We start from the raw sequence: 21,504 nt of genomic DNA, 5'->3' as shown, positions 1-21,504 counted from the left end.
CATGGAAAAAATCTTTAAAGTAACTAGCGACTCAGGAATTCATGCTCGTCCAGCAACTCTACTTGTAAACACTGCAAGCAAATTCGGTTCTGACATTAACTTAGAGTATAACGGAAAGAATGTTAACTTAAAATCAATCATGGGCGTAATGTCTTTAGGTATTCAACAAAACGCAGAAATTAAAATCACTGCAAATGGTGATGATGCAGCTCAAGCACTAGCAGCTATCGAAGAAACTATGAAAAACGAAGGATTAGGAGAATAATGACTCTTAACATTCAAGGGATCGCTGCATCAAGTGGGATTGCTATTGCAAAGGCTTTCAGACTTGAAAATCCTGAATTTAACATCGAAAAGAAATCAATTACAAACGAAGCTGCAGAAATTGCACGCTTAGACGCTGCGCTTGAGAAAGCAAAAACTGAATTAGAAGCTATTAAAGACCACGCATTTGCTGAGCTAGGTGCTGACAAAGCTGCGATCTTTGAAGCACATTTATTAGTGTTAAATGATCCAGAACTAGTAAACCCAGTAAAAGATAAAGTGAATAGCGAAAAAGTAAATGCTGAATTTGCAATGGATGAAGTTGCATCAATGTTTATTTCTATGTTTGAAAACATGGATAACGAATATATGAAAGAACGTGCTGCAGACATTCGTGACGTAACAAAACGCGTTCTTGCACATTTACTAGGAATTAACTTCTCAAATCCTGGTACAATTTCTGAAGAGGTAATCATCATTGCTGAAGATTTAACACCATCTGATACAGCTCAGTTAAACCGTAAGTATGCAAAAGGTTTCACTACTGATATCGGTGGACGTACATCTCACTCTGCAATTATGGCTCGTTCTATGGAAATTCCAGCTGTTGTTGGTACAAAAGTTGTTATGGAGAAAATCCAAAACGGCGATATCGTTATCATTGACGGTTTAGATGGAGAAGTAATTGTAAACCCATCAGAAGAAACTCTTCGTTCGTTTGAAGAAAAGAAAGCGAAATTTGAAGAGCAAAAAAATGAATGGGCAAAATTAAAAGACCAAGCTACTGTAACAAGTGATGGACATCACGTTGAGCTTGTTGCAAATATCGGAACACCAAATGATGTACAAGGTATTATCGATAATGGTGGAGAAGGCGTTGGTTTATACCGTACAGAATTCTTATACATGGGCCGTGACAATCTTCCAACAGAAGAAGAGCAGTTCGAAGCGTATAAAGCAGTTCTTGAAGGTGTAAAAGAAGGTCAACCGGTCGTTGTTCGTACACTTGACATCGGTGGAGATAAAGAGCTTCCATACTTACATTTACCAAAAGAAATGAACCCATTCTTAGGATACCGTGCAATTCGCTTATGTCTTGATGAGCAAGATGTGTTCCGTACACAACTTCGTGCATTACTTCGTGCTAGCGTATACGGCAACTTAAAAATTATGTTCCCAATGATTGCAACTCTTGATGAGTTCCGTCAAGCGAAAGCGATTTTATTAGAAGAGAAAGCGAAACTTGTAGAAGCGGGTACAACTGTTTCTGATTCTATTGAAGTTGGTATGATGGTTGAAATCCCAGCTTCAGCAGTATTAGCAGATCAATTCGCGAAAGAAGTTGATTTCTTCTCTATCGGAACGAATGATTTAATCCAATACACAATGGCTGCAGACCGTATGAACGAACAAGTATCATACTTATACCAACCATATAACCCATCTATTTTACGTCTTGTAAAAATGGTTATCGATGCTGCTCATAAAGAAGGCAAATGGGCTGGCATGTGTGGTGAGATGGCGGGAGATTCACTTGCTATCCCATTATTATTAGGATTAGGTTTAGATGAGTTCAGTATGAGTGCAACATCTATTCTTCCTGCAAGAACACAACTAAGCAAGTTGTCAAAAGCAGAAATGGAAACATTAGCAGAAAAAGCATTAATGATGTCAACTGCTGAAGAAGTTGTTGAACTAGTTAAAAGCATATAATTAATAAAAAAACCTGAGTCGATTTGAAATCGGTCTCAGGTTTTTTCTATGAGAAAAGTAAATCTTGTTTTCTTACTATAGAGGATAAGACACAGAACTAGATAGCGATAGCAACGATATCAGTTGGGCATACACGTAAAATACCATTAAAAGTATTACGTTGACGGTTCTTATCATCTTTGTTGTCGTCTTTATTATCTTTATCATTATTGTTACGAGCTAAAGCGGAGAAAAGAGCAACACCGTTAGCGAAACCTTCAAAAATTACATCGTTGAAAGATCCGATACCTTTAATGCTTAAAAGAGAAAGCTCTGTTCCAACTGAAATGCTAGCAAGTACGTTACATACAGCTGGTTGTTGTGGTTTTACCTCTCTCTCTTTCTCGCGATGGTCACGATGGTCGCACTCTCTTTCACGATGATGACAGTCTCTAAAGTTATCACAGCATCCAAATGATCCAAACATAATCCTCATCACCCCCTTCACACTTATAATCTATGTAAGTTCGGTAGTTAGTGACTGGACAGAGAGTGGAATTTTTTCTAGGGGATTTTCTCATTTTAAATGACTAGCTGGGTGTTTAGTATGGAATGATGTTTAAAATAGGGGTAATATAACAAAAAAATGTAAAAACCACCAAAATAAACGAAATGGGTAGCCTTTACACTTTTTTACTTTTATATAAAACGACGATATATACAGGAAGAGCTAGGAGTAGTGGTACGATGGATCGTGCAGTATGTTTTTCTGATTCTAATTGAAATGCTTCTTCTTTTGGGAATTGTAAAATGGAGATGTTTGCGGCATCACCAATAAAATATAGAAGCAGTACAGTTACTATGTAACATAAAAGTGCGATCAAGCTTCCGTATGAACTCAATGAAAATCCCTCTCTTGTTATCTATTTGTTATCATTGTATCACAATTGTAATAAAAACACACGGGTATATTTCAATACCTTAACAAAATTCGACACAAAACGTCACGTTTATTTATGATAAAGGAATAGAATATACTTTTCTATAAGTATAAATGTCGAATGATTTGTAGTAATATTACAAAAGTATGACAGGAAATAAAAAACGAAGGTAATGTAGTTACCTTCGTTTTTTATTATTTTGCCCACTCACTCACTTGCTCTACGCTCATACGTGGTGCAGGGTGACCTTTTAAAGTTGATTCACCAATTGTAATAAGCATAATTGGAACGTAACGAGATGAAACGTTAAATTCGTCTGTCAGTGCTTGTGGATTGAAGCCACCAATAGCACAAGTATCCCAACCAGTTGCTTTAGCTGCAAGCATAAGTTGCATTGCTGCTAAAGATGCATTTGAAAAGGCAGCATCTCTCGGGAATTGTTCACGAGCATATGCAGATTCAATATTTTTAGCTAAGCGTTCTTTTGCTTCTTCTTTCATAAATCCTTGTTCTACAATTGGACCATATACTGGCTCAACATTTTTATAAGCTTCTAAATCACCTAAAATAGCGACTACTGCAGAAGCATCAAGAATTTGTTGTTGGTTATAAGCTATTGGGTGTAATCGTTTTTGTACATCTTCACCTTGAAAAACAAGGAATTTCCAGTGTTGTAAGTTCCAAGCGGAAGGTGCTTGTGCTGCGGCTTTTAAAATCTCATGCAATTCTGTAGATGAGATTTCTTTATTTGGGTTGAATGCACGTGTAGATGTGCGTTCATATAAAACGTTAAAAAAGTTGTCGTTTGTCATTATATATCCTCCAAATTGTATATAAAATTATCAAGAAAACGCAATGTATATTACTTACATTTTGTAAGTTGTCGAATTTAAGAATATAATATCTTTATTTTAATTGTCAAGTTTTAAGAAATAAGCTAGGGCATTCATACAAACGATATAATTCCTATAATCATACACTAAAAAAGGAATTTATAGAGTGAAAAGGGAAGATAACATTCTCAATTAGCTTGTTAATATGTATCTCTCGCAAATTAAAGTTTATTAGAGAACAGTCTTTTAAAAATGTTTGTGAGGAATTCAGTAGAACAAGATATATGAAGTGAGTGAAGACTAGTGATGAACATACTACATTTTTTATTAGAGAATACGGTTTTCCAAAATGTGTTACAAGATTTGCAGTTAAATGTCCTTTATATAGAAAATGGATGTAAGCATCAACAAACGATAGAAAATATCCATCCAAAATGTATGTTTATAGCAAATAATTTTGAAGAGGGCGAACTATTATTTCAAAGAACGAAACCGCACATTATAATTATGTATGTAACAGATTATTCTCAAATCAAATATATAAAGAATATGTATACCCCGCAAAGTACATTCATTGTCATTTGGGATCAACAAATAACAAAAGAATTTACAGATGTACTTGCATTAGGAATACGTAATATTGTAATAGCCCCTGTAACTCCACAAGCAGTATTAGAAGAAGTGAATAAGAGTTTGTATCAACTTTCTTTAGTAAGGCAAGTTAGTTTGCAACAGGAACTGCTTCAAACGATGTTTGATTTTCAAAATGATTTATTATTTATAGTAGAAGATGATGAAATTGTTGATTGTAATACAAATTTTTTAACTTTTTTCGGATATGAAAATTTGTTTGCCTATCGTGAGCAACATTTAGTATTTGCTGAACATTTTATTAGAGAAAATGGATACTACTCGACGACGCATGATATAACATGGCTAGACGATACTTTATCAAGTGGTAGAAGAATTAAGATGTCAAATTATGAAGGGGAAGTATCTACTTTTCTATTACGTGCGACACCATTGCCAGAAGATTTATCAAGATTTATTGTAAAATGTACGGAAATTACAGAATTAGATGAAATCTATCAAGAACAAGAAAGACTTGCTATGGTAGATTCATTGACAGAGATTTATAATCGTTTAAAGTTTCAACAAATACTAGAGGTAGAGTGGGAAAAGGTAATACGTAGTGATGAGAAAATAGCAATCATTTTATTTGATATAGATAATTTTAAAACAGTTAATGACACATATGGTCATGATTTTGGTGATTTGGCATTAATACAACTTGCAGAGCTTATGAAATCTAAAGTGGAGCAGCAACACGTATTTGCAAGATGGGGAGGAGAAGAATTCATTATATTAGTGACAAATACAGTAGAAAAGGAAGCATTTCAAGTTGCGGAGTCATTACGATTCTTCATTGAAACAAAGCAATTCACTGGAATTTCGAAGCTAACAGCTAGCTTTGGAGTTGCGTTATATGAACAAGGAACTACAAGAGAAGAATTAATGCAACGAGCGGACATTGCTTTATATGAAGCGAAAAAAAATGGAAAGAATCAAGTATGTGTGTACAGAAAAGAAAAAATGTAATTTTTCGCAACAAATTGTTGCGATTTTTTTTTATTGTTTGATAATAGAATAGGGGGACAATTTTTAGCGAAGGAATTATGGAGGATCGACATGATAAAAAAAGTAATGATAATGGCTTCACTGTCTGCTATAGTTGGCGGCGGAGTATACTATTTTCTTGTTAGCCCCAATATAAAGGAAAACACAGTATTAACAACTAAGGTGAATCCTACTATTGAACCAGAAGTGCAAGGGAATATAGAAGAAAAAGAAGAGCAACAAATTGATTATGCTAGCATATCTCAAAAATTAGATCAATATTTAGTCGGAAAGCAATTTAATGGAACAGTTTTGGTAACAGATAAAGAGCATGTTATATTGAATAAAGGATATGGCTATGCTGATGTTCAAAATAAAATTGAAAATACGCCTCAAACAAAATATCGTATCGGTTCTATTACGAAAACAGTTGTTGCCACATCTATTTTACAGCTGCAAGAACAAGGGAAATTGAATATTCAAGATAATGTAAATAAATATATTCCTTCATTTCCGGAGAATAAAAATATTACGCTATATCATTTATTAACACATACCTCTGGTTTACCTGAACACGCAAAAGGCAATGTTAATGCTGCTTCCCGTTTACAGTTAATTAATTGGATCGGACGTCAAAATTTAGAATTTCCTGCAGGAACAGGTTGGAGATATACAGATTATAATTATATGGTGCTTGCTTATATAATAGAACATATATCGAAAAAACCTTTAGGAGATTACATAAAAGAAAACATATTTGTAAAAGCAGATATGCATGAATCCGGTATGGGAAATATGGTACCTGGCGATAAAAATTTTACAAAGGGTTATGTGAAAAAAGATCAAGAGCTTGTACCAGCGCAGAAGTTAGGCATGGATTGGCTATATGGTTGTGGTGAGATGTATACGACAGTTGGAGATATGAAGAAGTTAGACGAAGCAATTATAAATGGAAAACTTCTTTCTGAACAAAGTATACAAGCAATGTTTTCACCTTCAGCAGAACGGAAATATGCATTTAGTTTTTATATATATGCAGATTATTTTCATAATCATGGTGTATTATCTGGTTGGAACACTTTTAATAATTTTAATAAAGAAAAAGGAACTTTTGTTATGTTATTTTCAAATGTGAAAAATAGTATGGATGATGACTTTAATAAAGAGTTCCGAAAGATGGTAAATGATTTATTAGAACAAAGGGGATGAGAAAATGGAACATAAAACTTTATCAATAGGTTTCATTGGTATTGGCGTAATGGGAAAAAGTATGGTTTATCACTTAATGCAAGATGGTCATAAAGTATATGTATATAATAGAACGAAAGCAAAAACAGATTCTTTAGTGCAAGATGGTGCACATTGGTGTGATACGCCAAAAGAGTTAGTGAAGCAAGTTGATATTGTAATGACAATGGTTGGATATCCACATGATGTAGAAGAAGTGTATTTTGGTATAGAAGGAATTATAGAACATGCAAAAGAAGGTACGATAGCAATTGACTTTACGACATCTACACCTACTTTAGCAAAACGCATTAATGAAGTTGCAAAAAGCAAAAATATATATACGTTAGATGCACCTGTCTCAGGAGGAGATGTTGGTGCGAAAGAAGCAAAACTCGCAATTATGGTAGGTGGAGAGAAAGAAATATATGATAGATGCTTACCTTTACTTGAAAAGTTAGGAACAAACATTCAATTACAAGGACCAGCTGGGAGTGGACAACATACAAAAATGTGCAATCAAATTGCGATTGCTTCCAATATGATTGGAGTATGTGAGGCTGTTGCTTACGCGAAGAAGGCTGGACTGAATCCAGATAAAGTGTTAGAGAGCATTTCAACAGGGGCAGCAGGTAGCTGGTCATTAAGTAATTTAGCTCCTCGAATGTTAAAAGGAGACTTTGAGCCGGGATTTTATGTAAAGCATTTTATGAAAGATATTAAAATTGCTTTAGAGGAAGCAGAAAAATTACAATTATCAGCCCCGGGCTTAAGTATGGCGAAAGAATTGTATGAAGAGTTAATTAAGGATGGAGAAGAAAATAGTGGAACACAAGTATTATATAAAAAATATATAAGGGGGTAAACGAGGTGGACCTTCAAAAGTTTGATGAGATGATTGATACTGTACAGCGAGCTACTTGTATAAAAATTAATGAAAAACAAAAAGAAGCTTTTAAACAAAAGTATGATTTTGAACCAGAATTTGAATATGGAAGAGATGAGAAGGGGCATTATGTAATTCGAACCTCAAAAAAGATGTTAGAAGAAATGGAGTTTTATTTGGCATTGAAATATGATCGTGATGGAGTGGATCTTTATATGCAAGCTGAGATTGACGGTATATTTCATGTATCTGTTAGCTATGGTGAAGATGCCCTACATCTACAAGAATTGTTTCAATTTCTAGAAGAAAATAAATAAAAGTCCTCATTTGAGGACTTTTATTTATTTAGTCATCTTTAATTTTTATAATTATAAGTTAGAAGCGCGGCGGCATCGTTCAACCGGGAATGGGATAATTTGTGCGATGTGATTAGGACCCAATTGTTTTGTACGAGCATGGCGTATTATATAAAAAGCACACAGAATTGAAACAGGAATAGCGCCGAATAAACCAAACAATAAAGCGCTTACACAAGATGCGACAAATCCTAAAACACCAATTTCTAACTCTTCCATAATAGCTCCTAAAATAACTGGAAATGCTCCACATGTAACCCCAAGTATAAGTGCGATAAGTAAGCTCATGATTATCCCCCTCTGTTTGCGATATTATTTTCCTTCTTAATTAATTGTAGTATATCATATACAAAACAGAATTTTCAGAAAAAATTCAATAAATATTCAAAAAATGTTCAAAAAATATACTTGAAAAATCAAGGTGTTAAATTTGTGATGAAGTGGTACTTTTGAGTAAATAAAAAATCAGGCTTATTTCAAAAATGAAATAAGCCTGTTCCATAGGAGGATGTATATATGTAGAGTGAATAAAAGTTTGGAAAAGGGGGTCCAAGTCCTTTTATTCAACTAACTACCTTAATAGATTGGAACCCAGCCTTCAGTTGTCACAAAAATACGAATAGCTACAACTTGACGATCATCTTGCAAGGTAAAATAATGTCTTGCATTTTCAGGAACAGATATGAGATCGCCTGGCTCAAGTTCAACATCAAAGAATTTCCCATCTTTGCCTTCAATAGCGAAAATGCCATGACCACTGACGATAAAGCGAACTTCGTCATCTGTATGATGATGTTCTTTTTGGAAATTAATTAATAATTCGTCAAGGTTAGGTGTGCTATTTGAAAGTGAAATTACATCATGTGCTTTATAACCTCGACTTGCTGAAACATCAGCGATTTCTTTTGAAAAAACAGCTAATATTTCAGCTTTGTTTTCATCTGTTAACGAATAATTTTCATTTAAATGAGTAGGAAGTTTAGAAATGTTCCATTTCTCATATAAAACGCCTTCCTCTTGTAGAAATTTAGATACTTCCACTTCATTTTCAATGCGAGTATTTACTTCATGAATACGAATTTGCGCCATTAGAAACGCCTCCTTGAATTGATAATAGTTTTATATGAAATTGGAATAAAAACTCATAAGCTTCTAATCTTTTCTTTGCATCAAAGCTATCTCGGCCCCATACGGTAATACCGTGGTTACGGATTAATACTGCTCCTGAATCACCTTTTATATGCTTTCGGAAGTTTTCTCCAAGCGTTGGGATATGGGCATGGTTTTCGATAATAGGAATGTGAATTGTTGCACCTTCTTCCCAAATATCGAGAGCTTTAATAATTTCTTGATTTTGAAGGGTGACTGCATCATTATATAAATTTGTGATGACATTGTTATCAGTTGTATGAACATGAAGTACGCACCCGGCATTTGTATTGTTATAAATATGTGTATGCAATACTGTTTCTGCTGAAGGGCGTAATTCAGTCTCTAAAACAGGAACTCCTACATGATCTACTAATAGAAAATCATCTGGAGTGGTTTTTGTTTTATCTTTACCGCTTGCTGTAATGAGAAAAGTAAGTGGCTCATGACTAACTTTTATAGAAATATTACCACTTGTTGCTGGGAACCAATTTCGAGTTGTTAATTCTTTTTTTATCTCGCTTAAGTCATACCATTGACGAAAAAGTTGTTTCATGATTTCACCTCCAACAAATGTTTTAATTCATTTTGAATATCATGGAATGTTTCAAACGGTGTATAAGCAATATAATTCTCTGCACACTTTGTAATAAGGAAGTCACGAGCAAATACTTTATCTGCTTGTTTCGCAGCTTGTAAATCAGTAATTGAATCTCCAATCACAATATGGAAGTCATTCGTATCACTCAATTTACGGATGAGAGATGATTTACATAATCCGCAATGATTTTGACAATGATGATCACAAGGATGAGGCCAATTCACCGTAATGTATTCATTTGAAAAATCTGTTTCATTACAGTAAATTTGCTCTTTTGGAATGAGTCCTTGTAAGAGTGGATAGACGAAGAAATCCATTCCACCTGATATAACGTAAAAAGAAATGTTATTTTCATTTACAAATTGTATAAATTCATGAAAACCATTACGAAGTTCAGCAGTTTCTATTAAAAATTGAATAATTTCATCGTGCAGATGAGTAGGTATTAATCGAAATAATTGAGAAACACCTTCTTGAATAGATAGCTCTTGTGATAAAATTCTATTCTTTACTTCTTCAGCTTCTGGTGGTGCGAATTTTTCCATAATGGACATAATGTTATCATTATTTGTAATCGTGCCATCGAAATCACAAAATACTTGAATACTCATAATTTCACCTCATGAGAGGGATTTCCCCATATTTGTAGTGCACTATGCAAATTTATGTCATCTACTTCATGGAGTGGTTTATTTTGCAAAGTAGCCTCAATTGCAGTACGGAATGCTTTACCACCGCCTTGCGCTCCATTTGGATGTCCATGTATCCCGCCGCCAGCATTAATAACAACATCTTTACCGAAATCTCGTACAATAAAGGGAACGAAACCAGGGTGAATACCAGCAGATGGAACAGAAAAGCTCTTCTTGAAAAATGCATCGTCTTCAGTTAAATATTTTGAGATAGCAAGAGCTTCCTCTTTTTCTAGCGCAACACTTCCGTATGGAGATGGGAATAATGAAAAGTCAGCCCCAGCATAGCGTAGTAGCTTTCCGAGTAATAATGGAGATGAAATTCCATATAACTTAGATGCTGAATAAGCACCACTTACAGCAGGGTGTGCCATAATAGGAACTGGGATTTCATCATCTTCTGCAAGTGATTGCAGTACATCTAGTCCGTAAGCAAATACGTTAAATAATAGAATATCAGCTCCAGCTTGCACTGCACGTTTCGCACTTTCTTTTAAATCAAAAGTTCGTCCTGTTAAATTTACGGCATATAACGTTTTATGTCCGTATGTTTCATATACGGATTGTAAAACTTCTTTTCCAGATACAATGCGTTTCGTAAGTGGTGTTAATGCATTTTCAAATAATATTTCATCATCTTTTACTATATCTACACCACCAATTGCTTGATCGCGTAATTGCGTTTTTAAATACCCAATATTTCGTCCAATCATTCCTTTAAAAATACTCATTAAAAGGGGACGATCATGCACTTGTAAAAGATTTCGAATACCATCTATCCCGAATTTTGGCCCAGGAAAATGTTTTTTTAACTCGTCTGAAAAAGTTAAGTCAATTAATTTTACTTCGCCATCAAGGGATAGCTTTCCAAATGTAGTCGTTAAAATTGCTGGTAAATCTGGACTGAAGTTTAATAACGGATATTCGATTTTAATAATTCCGCGTTTTACTTTTTTACGTAAATACGAATTTGTATGTTGATGTTCAGCTAATTCCACAATATGAATGACGTTGCCTTTATGTTGCTTTAATTGTTCTTGCAATAATTGTGGCAAATGAGTCCAAGAGCCAATTGTTAAACCAAGTGCAATTTGCTCAGCCTTTTTTTCTAAGTTATGTGAATCATCATGGATTAAATACGTCGCTATAATTCCGCTCATTGTTATAACCTCCTAGTTAAATAAAAAAACCTCTCAGCTAAGGAGAGGTTTTTTTACAACCAGCTCCTTATCTGTCAGCGTAATGCTGCGAGAATTAGCACCGTGTCTACAATTGTAGATCGGTTGCCGGGTTTCATCGGGCTCGTCCCTCCACCTGCTCTTGATAAGAAGTATTTAGAAATGTTTAAATTTTTAAGATAACTGAATTTTGTCAGATATTTTTCATGTTGTCAATTACTTTTTGAAAAAATTTAATTTATCAATTCGATTAATGGCTTCCCGTAATCTATCTTCTGTATGCAAGAGACCAACACGGATATACCCTTCGCCATGTTCACCAAATCCAACACCAGGAGCAACTGCAACATGTGCTTTTTCTAGTAAAATATCAGCAAATTGCTCAGAGGTATATCCTTTTGGAACAGGAAGCCATGCAAAGAATGACCCTGTTGGAATGTCTACATTCCAACCAATTGATTGACAAGCCGAAATAAGAGCGTTTCGTCGAGATTCGTAACTATTTACAAGGTCTATTACGCAAGACTGTGAACTTAATAGTGCTTCGCGGGCAGCATCTTGAACTGCACCAAAAATACTAACATACATATGATCTTGTAATAAGTTAATGGTTTCAATGACACTTTCATTCCCTACTGCAAAAGCAATACGCCATCCAGCCATATTGAAAGTTTTCGATAGAGTGTAAATTTCAATACCTGTATTTTTAGCACCGTCTGCTTGCAAGAAACTAACAGGTTTTTGACCATCGAATCCAATCGCACCGTAAGCAAAATCATGAACCACTAGTATATTATGTTTATTAGCAAAATGAATAGTTGCATCAAAAAAATCTTTTGATGCAGTAGCACCTGTAGGATTATTTGGATAGTTTAAAAACATTAATTTTGCACGCTCGGCAATAGAGTTATTAATTTTTGTGTAATCTGGTAAAAAGTTATTTTCTGCAATAAGCGGCATTGTTTCAAATTGTGCTTTTGCTAAAGCAACTCCTGATAAATAATCTGGATAGCCTGGATCTGGAACGAGAATCGAATCACCAGGGTTTGTAAAACAAACTGGTAATTCTACTAATCCAGCCTTTCCACCAAACAATATAGCAACTTCAGTTTTCGGATTTACTACTACATCATATTCACGTTGATAGAATGTTGCCACGGCTTCTTTTAAACTTTCATGTCCGCGAAATGGCGGATATTTATGATGAATGGTCTTTTCGGCAGCATCTTGTAAAGCTTTTACGATATGCTGCGGTGTTGGTTGATCTGGATTACCTTGACCTAGATTAATAACATCGTGACCAGCTGCAACGACTTTGTTAACTTTTGCAACAAGTGAAGCGAAAAATTGTGTTGGCAATGATGTTACTATCTCAGAAGGTTGAAATAATTTCATACTTTCCACCTCTTTTGAAAGTTGTTACAATTCTAGTGACAAATGATATAATCTTTCCAGTATTTTGTAAAGAGAAAAATAAGAATGGGGCTGAAAAAATGAAAGTCGCATGTATTCAAATGGATATTGTTTTTGGAGATGTAGAAAAAAATATTGAGAATGCTAAAAATAAAATAAGCGAAGCTATGAAGGAAAGGCCAGATGTTATCGTCTTACCAGAGTTATGGACAACAGGATATGATTTAACGAGACTTTCTGAAATTGCAGATAGGGATGGAGTGGAAACGAAAGAAAAGTTAATAGAATGGGCGAAGCAATATGATGTACATATTGTTGGTGGGTCCATAGCAAAGCAAACGGAGCAAGGCGTTACAAATACGATGTATGTTGTAAATAATGAAGGACAGCTAGTCAACGAATATAGTAAAGTACACTTATTTCAGCTTATGGATGAACATAAATATTTAATAGCTGGTAATAGTACGGGCGAATTTAAGCTAGATGATGTTGAATGTGCTGGAACAATTTGTTATGATATTCGTTTTCCAGAGTGGATGCGTGTCCATACTGCTAAAGGGGCAAAAGTATTATTTGTTGTAGCAGAATGGCCATTAGTTCGTTTAGCACATTGGCGTTTGCTATTGCAAGCAAGAGCGGTTGAAAATCAGTGTTATGTTGTTGCGTGTAATAGAGCAGGAAAGGATCCAAATAATGTATTTGCGGGTCATTCTTTAATTGTGGACCCTTGGGGTGAAGTTGTAGTAGAGGCGAATGAAGAGGAATCAATTTTATTTGGAGAGCTTGAATTCGAGAAAATTAAAGAAGTACGTAAAGGAATTCCAGTTTTTGCGGATCGCCGTCCAGAATTATACAAATAAAATGTTGACAAGTGATTTTTATTCTTGGTATAGTCTTCAACATAAAGTTAAAAATTCAAAAAATTATACAACTCTTATCAAGAGCAGGTGGAGGGATTTGGCCCGATGAAGCCCAGCAACCGACCGTAATACCATTGTGAAATGGGGCGTTTATTACGCCAAAAGGCACGGTGCTAATTCCAGCAGAAAGTAAAACTTTCTGGCAGATAAGAGGGGAGAAGATAAACTTCAAACCTCTTTCTTAGTGGAAAGAGGTTTTTCTATGTTAGAAAAGCCTCTGAATTTAAAAAGGGGGAGAAGACGATGGGATATTATTCATTAACAGAAATAACAGCTGTACAATATGCGAAAGATCATGGCTATTTTGAAGCGAAGGCAAATGTCGTTTGTCATGAAATTGGAGACGGAAACTTAAATTACGTGTTCAAATTAGATGATGGAGAGAAATCAATTATAATAAAACAAGCACTGCCCTATGCGAAAGTAGTTGGTGAAAGCTGGCCATTGTCTATAAAAAGAGCAACGATTGAAAGTAAGGCCTTACAAATTTTTGCGCAGTATGTACCGGATTATGTGCCAGCAGTGTACAGTCATGATGAAGAGTTAGCGATAACGATAATAGAAGACTTATCAAGACTAACAATTACAAGAAAAGGATTAATAGGCGGAGAAGAATATCCGCTTTTATCCCAGCATATCGGCCGTTTTCTAGCACATGTTTTATTTTACACTTCAGATTTTGGTTTACAATCAGAAGAGAAGAGGGTACTAGAAGGTACCTTTGTAAATCCGGATCTTTGTAAAATTACAGAGGATTTAGTGTTTACAGATCCGTTTGGACATTATGATACAAATGATTATGAGCCAGATTTACAGCTCGTGGTTGATGAACTTTGGAGTGATAAAACTTTAAAACTAAAAGTAGCACAATATAAATATAAGTTCTTAACAAGAAAAGAAACTCTTATTCATGGTGATTTACATACTGGTAGTATTTTTTCGTCACCTTCTGAAACGAAAGTGATTGATCCAGAATTTGCGACCTATGGCCCATTTGGATTTGACATAGGTCAATTTATTGCAAATCTATTATTAAATGCTTTATCTAGAGAAGAAGAAAAAAGAAGTGTACTATTTTTCCATATAGAAAAGACGTGGAGTTATTTTGTAGAGACTTTTACAAAGTTATGGATTGGAGAAGGTGTAGAAGCATATACGAAAGAAAAACAATGGTTACCAATTATTTTGCAAAATATCTTTACTGATGCTGTTGGATTTGCAGGATGTGAACTGATTCGTAGAACAATTGGTTTAGCTCATGTAGCAGATTTAGATGAAATAGAAAATAAAGAAACAAGAATTCAAGCTAAGAAACAAGCGCTATCCTTAGGTAAAGAACTAATAAAATATGAATCTAAAAGTGCGGATATTCAACTGTTTCGAACATTATTTCAACAGACAGTTTCAGGGGGCGTAAAAGCGTGAGTACAATTGTTACTGTTCCGAGATCTGTAAGTTGGAAAGGTGATGCAATTGCGGTATTAAATCAAACGAAATTGCCGCATAGCACAGAATATAAAACATTGACGACTATTGAAGAGGTTTGGAAAAGCATCGTAATGTTAGAAGTACGAGGAGCGCCTGCAATTGGAATTGTAGCTGCATTTGGCTTGGCGCTTGCATCAAAAAAATATAACACTGTACATATTGAAGAATTTCAAAAGAAGTTTAATAGAGATTGTAATTATTTGGGGACGTCACGCCCGACAGCGGTCAATTTATTTTGGGCAATTGATCGTATGAGAGAATCTATTCGAGGGATTACTACAATAAAAGGAGCACAAAAAACATTAGAAGAAGAAGCGCTTCGCATTCAGCAGGAAGATGAAGAGGTGTGCCGAAATATTGGGGAATATGCGTTAACATGTTTTAAAGATGGCGATAATATTTTAACAATCTGTAACGCTGGAAGTATCGCAACTGCCAGATATGGAACTGCATTAGCTCCCTTTTATATTGGAAAAGAGAAAGGTGTGCGTTTACATGCATATGCGTGTGAAACGAGACCAGTTTTACAAGGTGGTCGCTTAACGACGTGGGAATTGAAGCAAGCAAATATTAATGTGACCCTTATTACAGATAATACTGCAGCTCATGCTATTCAAACGAAAGAAATAGATGCAATTATTGTAGGGGCGGATCGAATTGTCGCAAATGGAGATACGGCAAATAAAATAGGGACAATGAATTTAGCTATTTTAGCAAAGTACTTTGATATCCCATTTTATGTTGCTGCGCCACTGTCAACATTTGATGTTACGAAAGAAACTGGCGCCGAAATAATTATTGAAGAAAGAGATGAAACAGAAGTTACGAAAATCTTTGGAAAACAAGTAGCACCAATCGGAACGAATGTTTATAACCCTGCATTTGACGTAACACCGAACGAATTAATTACAGGAATTATTACTGAGAAAGGTATTATAAGCGGGGATTATAAACGAGAAATTGCATCATTATTTGAAAAACAGGCTAATACATAATAGCTTGTTTTTTTATGCCTAAATGCATTGTTTTCTCTTACTTATATAATGAAAGGAGGGGAAGAGGATGGAAGAGTGGATCAAGATGATAGGTAATGTAGGGTTTCCAATTGTTGTAACATTATATTTACTCCACCGTATTGAAAGTAAATTAGAGGGGGTAATTGTTGCAATTGAGAAGCTCCCGCGGCAATTACTAAAGTACGAAGATCCTCGCGATAAAAAATAAAGTTTGCTCTTCTTGAGCAAACTTTATTTTTTATTGAGCAGTATAGCCACCATCGATAACGACAGCTTGACCAGTTATACCTTTCGCTTTTTCACTCGCTAAAAACATAGCATAATCAGCGATTTCTTGTACTTGTAGCAAACGCTTCTGTGGTACAAGTGGATAAATGACATCTTCTAAAACATTTTCAAGTGGTACATTTCGTGTAGTAGCTAAGTCTTGTAGTTGATTACGTACAAGAGGGGTATCGACATAACCAGGGCAAAGGGCATTAACAGTAATACCATGCGTAGCACCTTCTAAAGCGGCAACTTTTGTTAATCCAATTACGCCATGTTTTGCACTATTATAGGCAGCTTTTCCAGCAAACCCGACCAGGCCGTTAATAGAAGCGACATTAATAATACGACCATATTTTTGTTGTTTCATAATCGGAAAGGCATGCTTAATTGCGATAAACGGAGCAATTTGCATAATTTGAATTAGCAGCTCGAACTTTTCAGTTGGAAAGTCTTCAATGGGTGAAACGTGTTGCATTCCTGCGTTGTTAATTAATATATCTAATGAACCGAAATGATCAACTGTTTGAGAAATTGCTGCTGTAATTTCCTCTTCAGATGTAACGTCACATTTTAAACCGATAGCTTGAAAACCTTCATTTTGTAATTGTTCAGCAGCTTCTTTCGCACGTTCTTCAAGACGATCAGTAATCACAACTTTTGCACCTTCTTTTGCAAAAGTACTTCCCACTTCATATCCAATACCACTCGCAGCACCTGTTAAAAAGACAACTCGATTTGTAACCATGATGAAAAACATCCCTTCATAATAAAGTTTTCATAGTGCTCTATTTAGAGAGGTTATAATGAAATTCCTGCAAACATTTGGAAAAAATATCGTTAGCTATCTTGTTTTGCAAAATAGTCTTTGCTATACTATTTTGTAAAGCAAGATACTTACGCTTATCTATCTTGTAAAACAAGATAGTAGGAGGATTTGAATTATGTCGACAAGTCAAATGCTGAAAGGGATCTTAGAAGGATGCTTACTTGCTATTATTTCTGAAGGCGAAATATACGGTTATGAAATGAGTGAGAAGCTAGCAAAGTATGGTTTTACAATGGCGAGTGAGGGAAGTATTTATCCGTTATTAATACGAATGCAAAAAGAAGGATTAATAACAAGCGTAATGAAGGAATCTCCATCTGGTCCAAAGAGAAAATATTACACATTAACAGAAAAAGGCGAGGAAGCACTTGATGAATTTATGGATCGCTGGGAAGCGATGCAAAGTAGTGTAGAACGTTTACTTGAAGGGAAGGGAAGGAGAAAATAATGTTATCAAGTGAAGCACAAAAGTTTTTGTTAGATATGAGATTATTTTTGACGGCAAAGAGTGTGAAAGAAAGTGATATTGAAAACTTTTTAGAAGACGCAGAACTTCATTTAATAGAAGGTGAGAGTGAGGGGAAGAGTGTGGAAGATATTTTCGGAAGCTCACCGAAAGAATATGCAAATGAACTTGTAAAAGTGATGGAAAGAGATAGACAGGAAACGTGGAAGCAAATTGGTTTTACAGTAATGAATATCGTATCTTTTTGGATTATTGCTTCTATCTTAATAGTGAGTAATGGAATGTTACAGATTTCACTTATTCAGTGTATCGGTTACAGTTTTTCATTGATTATAGTTGTTATGGGTCCTAATTTTCTACTTCGCAAAATGACCTTCGTCACAAGCTTTACAAAAACATGGTTTTCTATGTGGTCTTTAGTTATGATTGCTCCATTGTTTTTATTAGGAGCTGTTACGATATTAGATGTGATATATCCTACAAAAATTCTCACATTCACCGAAGTCCAAAGTTATATATTAGCTGGTGGGATTTTTATCATCACAGTAGCTATAAATATATATTTTGAAGGGTGGTTTAAAAACTTATATTTAATCATTCCGCTTTCTATTATGTTAATGTTTAAAACATTTACATCTGAAGATCTTATGCCAATGTTATTTCAAATTATATGTTTATACGGAAGTTTGTTTATTTTAATTTTCCTTGAAATTATGATGAAGACGAATAGAAGAGAAATGGTTAAATAAAGGGGGATTATCATGAAGATTTCTAAAGAAGGTGAAAAGTTTTTAATCGATACGAAAGTATATTTAATAACAAATGGGATTAAAGAAGAAGATGTGGACGCTTTTCTTGCAGATGCAGAACTTCATTTAATAGAAGGCGAGAAAGAGGGAAAGACAGTAAGTGACATATTTGGTGACTCACCAAAAGAGTATGCGGAAGAATTAGCGAAAGAGATGGAGAAGGATAAAAGCGGGAGTATAAAAAGTATTTTAGGGATGATTATTGGTATTGGTGGATATTGGTTACTTACTAATATATTATTTGAAAATCCTAATCATAAATTTACGTTAACGAATGTACAATTGATTGGATACCCAATTGTTTTAATGATTACTATTGTAAGTATAATATTTGCTTTTAAAATGTCATCATTTAAGAGTAAAATAAAAGAATTTAGCATTATTTATGTAGCAGCTTTGTTACCAATTTTATTACTAGTATTATTAATGTTTATGAATAAGTGGTATGGGACACCTGTATTGCAATTAACTACTATACAAAGTTATATACTAGTTGGAATTGTCTTATTAGTATTGTTAATTGGGGAAGCGTACATACTTGGATGGATTGGAATGTTAGTTGTTATCATACCACTATTAATTATGTTTGTATTTAAAGAATTAGGAAAGCAAAACCCATATTGGGGAATACTAGAGCCTTTACTTCTGTACGGAAGTTTATATGTATTAATGAGATGGTCTTTAAAAAATGAAGAGCAAAAAACTGTAAACTAGTTTGTTACTAATATTGAGCGAACGGAATATTTTATTGAGAGGAGAACAAATATGCAAAGTATATTTCTAGGTATATTGTCTATTGTATTTTTAGGTTTAACGATTTTCGGGCTATATACTACCTTTTCGAAAAAGGTACATGATGACTATTTCGATACTTTACTAGATTACACATCAGGATATATTCTGTTTTTCGGTTTAATAGGAAAGCGGCTGCTCTGGATATGCAAAAAATTATTTCCAAAGAAATATTATATAGGGATTTTTAGAGGGATTACATTTACATTTAGTTGTCTATTTTTATTTCTAGCAGCCGGGATTTGGTTTGTTGATTGGAACAAGTTGTTTTAAACAGTAACATGAGGGTTACTGTTTTTTTCTTTGTAGTAAAGAGCTTTGTAAAGAGAGCGCTTTTTGTTCTGTTGTTAATAAGGAATGAATATGAACGTTTTCTGGACGAGGGACTATCGGATACATAAGATTTGTTGGAGAAGGGTGATGCTCCGAGCCGGTTGGAGAATGAGGATCTGCATGAGTAAGTTTTCCATGAATACGTCTTGTAAATAAAATATGACCGATTTCGTGAGCGAGCGTATATATATTTTTCATAGGGGCAGCCGAATTTGTTAAAACGATATAGCCAGTAAGTTGCTGTTGTTTTGCTAAAGAATAAGCGCAGGCAATTACTGCTGTTTCTTTGAAATAATCACTGCCAATATAACAAATATAAAGGTCGCATTCAGGAGCTTCATTTACACATGTTTGGAAAAAGGATGCCAACTTTTCTTGACTTTGAATGGGATTTTTATAACTGATTTCACGGTCAAAAAAACGGAAAAGTTCATTTAATACAATTACTTCTTGAATTTGAAATGTAATGGGGTGCCAAATTGATTCTGCAACAGCTAAATCTTTTGCGATGCGGTCATCAGAAATATCGGCGCCGGGAGTAATGCAAATACATATATTGACGTATGGATCCATAAGGAACACCTCAAATGAAAAAAGTTCTTCCTATAATATATGTGGGAAAAAGATGTCATGTATGGATAAACGCCTTCTTTATTGAATATATAGATGACAAGTCGAAAAAATTTCATAGTTCTATAACATGGTATGGTCGTCTTTTTGATATAGTAAAGGAAAGGGGGAGAATATATGTATACATTAAAAATCGTTTCAGACAGAGAAGCACTTTATCAATTTGCGAGTTATGTAAGAGTTGTACAAGGGGTTGAAGATGTATATGTAGAGGTGGGAGAACCTTTATATGAACATCCTTTAATGAAGTTTTATGTACATATTAAGCTGAAAGAAACATATGAGCAGCATAAAGCGTTACAGGAAATAGCAAGATTAGTAGAATTGGGTCGTTTTACATATGTCCATTATCGTAATGATGAAATTGAGGAAGCTTTTGAAGCTGTAAAATATGAAAGTTTTAAGAAATAAAGATGAAAAAACGGAGGCGAAAGCTTCCTTTTTTTCTTTAAAATTACATGAACAAAAAGAGAGAAATTTTGTTATGATAAGGGAGGTTAGGGAAAGGGGAATTTACATATGGGGTATATTGAAGAGTTACGAAAAGTCGTTGGTACAAGACCGCTTATTCTCGTAGGATCAGCAATCATTATATTAAATGATAAACAAGAAGTATTGCTTCAATATCGTTCAGATACATATGATTGGGGTGTACCTGGCGGGGCGATGGAACTGGGTGAAACGACAGAAGAAACGGCACGTAGAGAGTTATTTGAGGAAACGGGGTTAACTGCAAAAATAATGCAATTTCTTGGTGTTCTATCAGGAAAAGAAGTATATTTCCGTTATCCGAATGGCGATGAAATTTTCAATGTCATTCATCTGTATCAGGCACATCATGTGAGCGGGGAATTAAAGCTCGATCATGAAGGGTTGAAACTTCAATATTTTCCAGTAGATAAGTTGCCAAAATTGAATGAAACGACAGAGAAAATTTTGCAAAAGTTTTTATATGCACTGACAGAATAGAAGGTTAATTCCTTCTATTTTTATTATATGAAATATTTTGATTTTTTAGTATGTTTATAGTATGATAGTTATAGATATACATCTTATGGAATTTCACCTAAAAACTTACTAGGGTACATAAGAGAGGGGCAAGTAC

General features: G+C 34.6%; 27 protein-coding genes and 2 riboswitches. Of the genes, 16 read left to right on the top strand and 11 right to left on the bottom strand.

The window, feature by feature from the left end; translation table 11 throughout:
• The first annotated feature begins 1 nt into the window (after position 1).
• Complete coding sequence (gene ptsH, locus DOS87_RS22480) at positions 2-265, top strand: phosphocarrier protein HPr (protein ID WP_000411080.1); 264 nt, start codon at positions 2-4, stop codon at positions 263-265.
• Entirely contained in the window at positions 265-1,977 is a 1,713-nt protein-coding gene (ptsP, locus tag DOS87_RS22475) for a phosphoenolpyruvate--protein phosphotransferase (protein WP_000174212.1), read from the top strand. The genes ptsH and ptsP overlap by 1 nt, the downstream gene beginning before the upstream one ends.
• Positions 1,978-2,074: 97 nt before the next feature.
• On the opposite strand, the gene DOS87_RS22470 is transcribed toward ptsP, so the two are convergent.
• From DOS87_RS22470 to DOS87_RS22460, 3 genes are all read right to left on the bottom strand, one after another.
• A complete protein-coding gene (locus DOS87_RS22470; protein ID WP_000468031.1) occupies positions 2,075-2,443 on the bottom strand; it encodes a DUF3915 domain-containing protein in 369 nt (122 codons plus the stop codon).
• Between the two features lie 196 nt (positions 2,444-2,639).
• The gene (locus tag DOS87_RS22465; protein WP_000100494.1) at positions 2,640-2,858 is read right to left on the bottom strand and encodes a hypothetical protein; all 219 of its coding nucleotides are present in this window, start codon (positions 2,856-2,858) and stop codon (positions 2,640-2,642) included.
• A gap of 233 nt (positions 2,859-3,091) precedes the next feature.
• The gene (locus DOS87_RS22460; protein ID WP_000180387.1) at positions 3,092-3,709 is read right to left on the bottom strand and encodes a nitroreductase family protein; all 618 of its coding nucleotides are present in this window, start codon (positions 3,707-3,709) and stop codon (positions 3,092-3,094) included.
• Positions 3,710-4,036: 327 nt separating this feature from the next.
• Here DOS87_RS22460 and DOS87_RS22455 point away from each other — a divergent pair, with 327 nt between their 5' ends.
• The 4 genes from DOS87_RS22455 (at position 4,037) to DOS87_RS22440 (ending at position 7,777) form a co-directional block, all read left to right on the top strand.
• Positions 4,037-5,329, top strand: coding sequence for a GGDEF domain-containing protein (locus DOS87_RS22455; protein ID WP_001023182.1), 1,293 nt, complete (start codon positions 4,037-4,039; stop codon positions 5,327-5,329).
• A gap of 90 nt (positions 5,330-5,419) precedes the next feature.
• Positions 5,420-6,556 carry a serine hydrolase gene (locus DOS87_RS22450; protein WP_000592890.1) on the top strand — a complete coding sequence of 379 codons (1,137 nt, stop codon included), beginning with the start codon at positions 5,420-5,422 and terminating at the stop codon, positions 6,554-6,556.
• Between the two features lie 4 nt (positions 6,557-6,560).
• On the top strand, positions 6,561-7,439 hold the full coding sequence (locus DOS87_RS22445; RefSeq protein ID WP_098578249.1) for an NAD(P)-dependent oxidoreductase: 879 nt from the start codon (positions 6,561-6,563) through the stop codon (positions 7,437-7,439).
• A gap of 5 nt (positions 7,440-7,444) precedes the next feature.
• Positions 7,445-7,777 (top strand): DUF3909 family protein, encoded by a 333-nt coding sequence (locus tag DOS87_RS22440; RefSeq protein ID WP_000365611.1) that lies wholly within the window; start codon positions 7,445-7,447, stop codon positions 7,775-7,777.
• A gap of 51 nt (positions 7,778-7,828) precedes the next feature.
• Here the strand turns inward: DOS87_RS22440 and DOS87_RS22435 are convergent, their stop codons facing one another.
• From DOS87_RS22435 to DOS87_RS22410, 6 genes are all read right to left on the bottom strand, one after another.
• Positions 7,829-8,104: a hypothetical protein gene (locus tag DOS87_RS22435; RefSeq protein ID WP_000054662.1), complete on the bottom strand. Its 276-nt coding sequence runs from the start codon at positions 8,102-8,104 to the stop codon at positions 7,829-7,831.
• A gap of 288 nt (positions 8,105-8,392) precedes the next feature.
• A complete protein-coding gene (locus DOS87_RS22430) occupies positions 8,393-8,905 on the bottom strand; it encodes a 1,2-dihydroxy-3-keto-5-methylthiopentene dioxygenase (RefSeq protein WP_000057322.1) in 513 nt (170 codons plus the stop codon).
• The gene (locus DOS87_RS22425; RefSeq protein ID WP_086402858.1) at positions 8,883-9,521 is read right to left on the bottom strand and encodes a methylthioribulose 1-phosphate dehydratase; all 639 of its coding nucleotides are present in this window, start codon (positions 9,519-9,521) and stop codon (positions 8,883-8,885) included. The genes DOS87_RS22430 and DOS87_RS22425 overlap by 23 nt, the downstream gene beginning before the upstream one ends.
• Positions 9,518-10,177 carry a 2-hydroxy-3-keto-5-methylthiopentenyl-1-phosphate phosphatase gene (mtnX, locus tag DOS87_RS22420; protein WP_000027488.1) on the bottom strand — a complete coding sequence of 220 codons (660 nt, stop codon included), beginning with the start codon at positions 10,175-10,177 and terminating at the stop codon, positions 9,518-9,520. The genes DOS87_RS22425 and mtnX overlap by 4 nt, the downstream gene beginning before the upstream one ends.
• Positions 10,174-11,418 (bottom strand): 2,3-diketo-5-methylthiopentyl-1-phosphate enolase, encoded by a 1,245-nt coding sequence (gene mtnW / locus DOS87_RS22415; RefSeq protein ID WP_086402859.1) that lies wholly within the window; start codon positions 11,416-11,418, stop codon positions 10,174-10,176. The genes mtnX and mtnW overlap by 4 nt, the downstream gene beginning before the upstream one ends.
• A 64-nt stretch (positions 11,419-11,482) precedes the next feature.
• Positions 11,483-11,588, bottom strand: a riboswitch (SAM riboswitch).
• 64 nt (positions 11,589-11,652) lie between these two features.
• On the bottom strand, positions 11,653-12,831 hold the full coding sequence (locus tag DOS87_RS22410) for a pyridoxal phosphate-dependent aminotransferase (RefSeq protein WP_097981605.1): 1,179 nt from the start codon (positions 12,829-12,831) through the stop codon (positions 11,653-11,655).
• Positions 12,832-12,845: 14 nt separating this feature from the next.
• Here DOS87_RS22410 and DOS87_RS22405 point away from each other — a divergent pair, with 14 nt between their 5' ends.
• The 4 genes from DOS87_RS22405 (at position 12,846) to DOS87_RS22390 (ending at position 16,481) form a co-directional block, all read left to right on the top strand.
• Entirely contained in the window at positions 12,846-13,709 is an 864-nt protein-coding gene (locus DOS87_RS22405) for a carbon-nitrogen family hydrolase (RefSeq protein WP_016080413.1), read from the top strand.
• A 71-nt stretch (positions 13,710-13,780) separates the two neighbouring features.
• Positions 13,781-13,922: riboswitch (SAM riboswitch) on the top strand.
• 90 nt (positions 13,923-14,012) lie between these two features.
• A complete protein-coding gene (gene mtnK, locus DOS87_RS22400) occupies positions 14,013-15,194 on the top strand; it encodes an S-methyl-5-thioribose kinase (protein ID WP_098578248.1) in 1,182 nt (393 codons plus the stop codon).
• Positions 15,191-16,252, top strand: a complete 1,062-nt coding sequence (mtnA, locus tag DOS87_RS22395) for an S-methyl-5-thioribose-1-phosphate isomerase (protein WP_000104617.1) — start codon at positions 15,191-15,193, stop codon at positions 16,250-16,252. The genes mtnK and mtnA overlap by 4 nt, the downstream gene beginning before the upstream one ends.
• Positions 16,253-16,319: 67 nt before the next feature.
• Positions 16,320-16,481 (top strand): YvrJ family protein, encoded by a 162-nt coding sequence (locus tag DOS87_RS22390; protein WP_000393336.1) that lies wholly within the window; start codon positions 16,320-16,322, stop codon positions 16,479-16,481.
• Positions 16,482-16,511: 30 nt separating this feature from the next.
• Here the strand turns inward: DOS87_RS22390 and DOS87_RS22385 are convergent, their stop codons facing one another.
• Positions 16,512-17,288, bottom strand: a complete 777-nt coding sequence (locus tag DOS87_RS22385; RefSeq protein ID WP_000258453.1) for a 3-hydroxybutyrate dehydrogenase — start codon at positions 17,286-17,288, stop codon at positions 16,512-16,514.
• Positions 17,289-17,484: 196 nt separating this feature from the next.
• Between DOS87_RS22385 and DOS87_RS22380 the strand changes: the two genes are divergently transcribed.
• From DOS87_RS22380 to DOS87_RS22365, 4 genes are read left to right on the top strand one after another with little or no spacing between them, the layout of a single operon-like run.
• The gene (locus tag DOS87_RS22380) at positions 17,485-17,817 is read left to right on the top strand and encodes a PadR family transcriptional regulator (RefSeq protein ID WP_000107977.1); all 333 of its coding nucleotides are present in this window, start codon (positions 17,485-17,487) and stop codon (positions 17,815-17,817) included.
• A complete protein-coding gene (locus DOS87_RS22375; protein WP_098578500.1) occupies positions 17,817-18,584 on the top strand; it encodes a DUF1129 domain-containing protein in 768 nt (255 codons plus the stop codon). Before DOS87_RS22380 ends, DOS87_RS22375 begins: the two co-directional genes overlap by 1 nt.
• Positions 18,585-18,596: 12 nt before the next feature.
• A complete protein-coding gene (locus DOS87_RS22370; protein WP_098853200.1) occupies positions 18,597-19,358 on the top strand; it encodes a DUF1129 domain-containing protein in 762 nt (253 codons plus the stop codon).
• 51 nt (positions 19,359-19,409) lie between these two features.
• Positions 19,410-19,709, top strand: coding sequence for a DNA-binding protein (locus DOS87_RS22365; protein ID WP_098578502.1), 300 nt, complete (start codon positions 19,410-19,412; stop codon positions 19,707-19,709).
• 15 nt (positions 19,710-19,724) lie between these two features.
• Here DOS87_RS22365 and DOS87_RS22360 read toward each other — a convergent pair whose 3' ends face one another.
• On the bottom strand, positions 19,725-20,342 hold the full coding sequence (locus DOS87_RS22360; RefSeq protein WP_000371603.1) for an ImmA/IrrE family metallo-endopeptidase: 618 nt from the start codon (positions 20,340-20,342) through the stop codon (positions 19,725-19,727).
• 174 nt (positions 20,343-20,516) lie between these two features.
• Between DOS87_RS22360 and DOS87_RS22355 the strand changes: the two genes are divergently transcribed.
• Both DOS87_RS22355 and DOS87_RS22350 read left to right on the top strand, forming a co-directional pair.
• The gene (locus tag DOS87_RS22355) at positions 20,517-20,810 is read left to right on the top strand and encodes a DUF3928 family protein (RefSeq protein ID WP_000288330.1); all 294 of its coding nucleotides are present in this window, start codon (positions 20,517-20,519) and stop codon (positions 20,808-20,810) included.
• 108 nt (positions 20,811-20,918) lie between these two features.
• Positions 20,919-21,368, top strand: a complete 450-nt coding sequence (locus DOS87_RS22350; protein ID WP_002005651.1) for an NUDIX hydrolase — start codon at positions 20,919-20,921, stop codon at positions 21,366-21,368.
• Positions 21,369-21,504: the final 136 nt, after the last annotated feature.

It is taken from the genome of Bacillus sp. CR71, assembly GCF_003429245.1.
GTDB lineage: Bacteria > Bacillota > Bacilli > Bacillales > Bacillaceae_G > Bacillus_A > Bacillus_A thuringiensis_S.
Note: the sequence above shows the minus strand (reverse complement) of the source record. Positions and strands in the feature narration are given on the sequence as shown.

Coding starts and splice junctions, on each gene's coding strand:
- ptsH (WP_000411080.1), top strand. CDS start 2: ATGGAAAAAATCTTTAAAGTAACTAGCGACTCAGGAATTCATGCTCGT.
- ptsP (WP_000174212.1), top strand. CDS start 265: ATGACTCTTAACATTCAAGGGATCGCTGCATCAAGTGGGATTGCTATT.
- DOS87_RS22470 (WP_000468031.1), bottom strand. CDS start 2,443: ATGTTTGGATCATTTGGATGCTGTGATAACTTTAGAGACTGTCATCAT.
- DOS87_RS22460 (WP_000180387.1), bottom strand. CDS start 3,709: ATGACAAACGACAACTTTTTTAACGTTTTATATGAACGCACATCTACA.
- DOS87_RS22455 (WP_001023182.1), top strand. CDS start 4,037: ATGAACATACTACATTTTTTATTAGAGAATACGGTTTTCCAAAATGTG.
- DOS87_RS22450 (WP_000592890.1), top strand. CDS start 5,420: ATGATAAAAAAAGTAATGATAATGGCTTCACTGTCTGCTATAGTTGGC.
- DOS87_RS22445 (WP_098578249.1), top strand. CDS start 6,561: ATGGAACATAAAACTTTATCAATAGGTTTCATTGGTATTGGCGTAATG.
- DOS87_RS22435 (WP_000054662.1), bottom strand. CDS start 8,104: ATGAGCTTACTTATCGCACTTATACTTGGGGTTACATGTGGAGCATTT.
- DOS87_RS22430 (WP_000057322.1), bottom strand. CDS start 8,905: ATGGCGCAAATTCGTATTCATGAAGTAAATACTCGCATTGAAAATGAA.
- DOS87_RS22425 (WP_086402858.1), bottom strand. CDS start 9,521: ATGAAACAACTTTTTCGTCAATGGTATGACTTAAGCGAGATAAAAAAA.
- mtnX (WP_000027488.1), bottom strand. CDS start 10,177: ATGAGTATTCAAGTATTTTGTGATTTCGATGGCACGATTACAAATAAT.
- mtnW (WP_086402859.1), bottom strand. CDS start 11,418: ATGAGCGGAATTATAGCGACGTATTTAATCCATGATGATTCACATAAC.
- DOS87_RS22410 (WP_097981605.1), bottom strand. CDS start 12,831: ATGAAATTATTTCAACCTTCTGAGATAGTAACATCATTGCCAACACAA.
- mtnK (WP_098578248.1), top strand. CDS start 14,013: ATGGGATATTATTCATTAACAGAAATAACAGCTGTACAATATGCGAAA.
- DOS87_RS22390 (WP_000393336.1), top strand. CDS start 16,320: ATGGAAGAGTGGATCAAGATGATAGGTAATGTAGGGTTTCCAATTGTT.
- DOS87_RS22385 (WP_000258453.1), bottom strand. CDS start 17,288: ATGGTTACAAATCGAGTTGTCTTTTTAACAGGTGCTGCGAGTGGTATT.
- DOS87_RS22380 (WP_000107977.1), top strand. CDS start 17,485: ATGTCGACAAGTCAAATGCTGAAAGGGATCTTAGAAGGATGCTTACTT.
- DOS87_RS22375 (WP_098578500.1), top strand. CDS start 17,817: ATGTTATCAAGTGAAGCACAAAAGTTTTTGTTAGATATGAGATTATTT.
- DOS87_RS22370 (WP_098853200.1), top strand. CDS start 18,597: ATGAAGATTTCTAAAGAAGGTGAAAAGTTTTTAATCGATACGAAAGTA.
- DOS87_RS22365 (WP_098578502.1), top strand. CDS start 19,410: ATGCAAAGTATATTTCTAGGTATATTGTCTATTGTATTTTTAGGTTTA.
- DOS87_RS22360 (WP_000371603.1), bottom strand. CDS start 20,342: ATGGATCCATACGTCAATATATGTATTTGCATTACTCCCGGCGCCGAT.
- DOS87_RS22355 (WP_000288330.1), top strand. CDS start 20,517: ATGTATACATTAAAAATCGTTTCAGACAGAGAAGCACTTTATCAATTT.
- DOS87_RS22350 (WP_002005651.1), top strand. CDS start 20,919: ATGGGGTATATTGAAGAGTTACGAAAAGTCGTTGGTACAAGACCGCTT.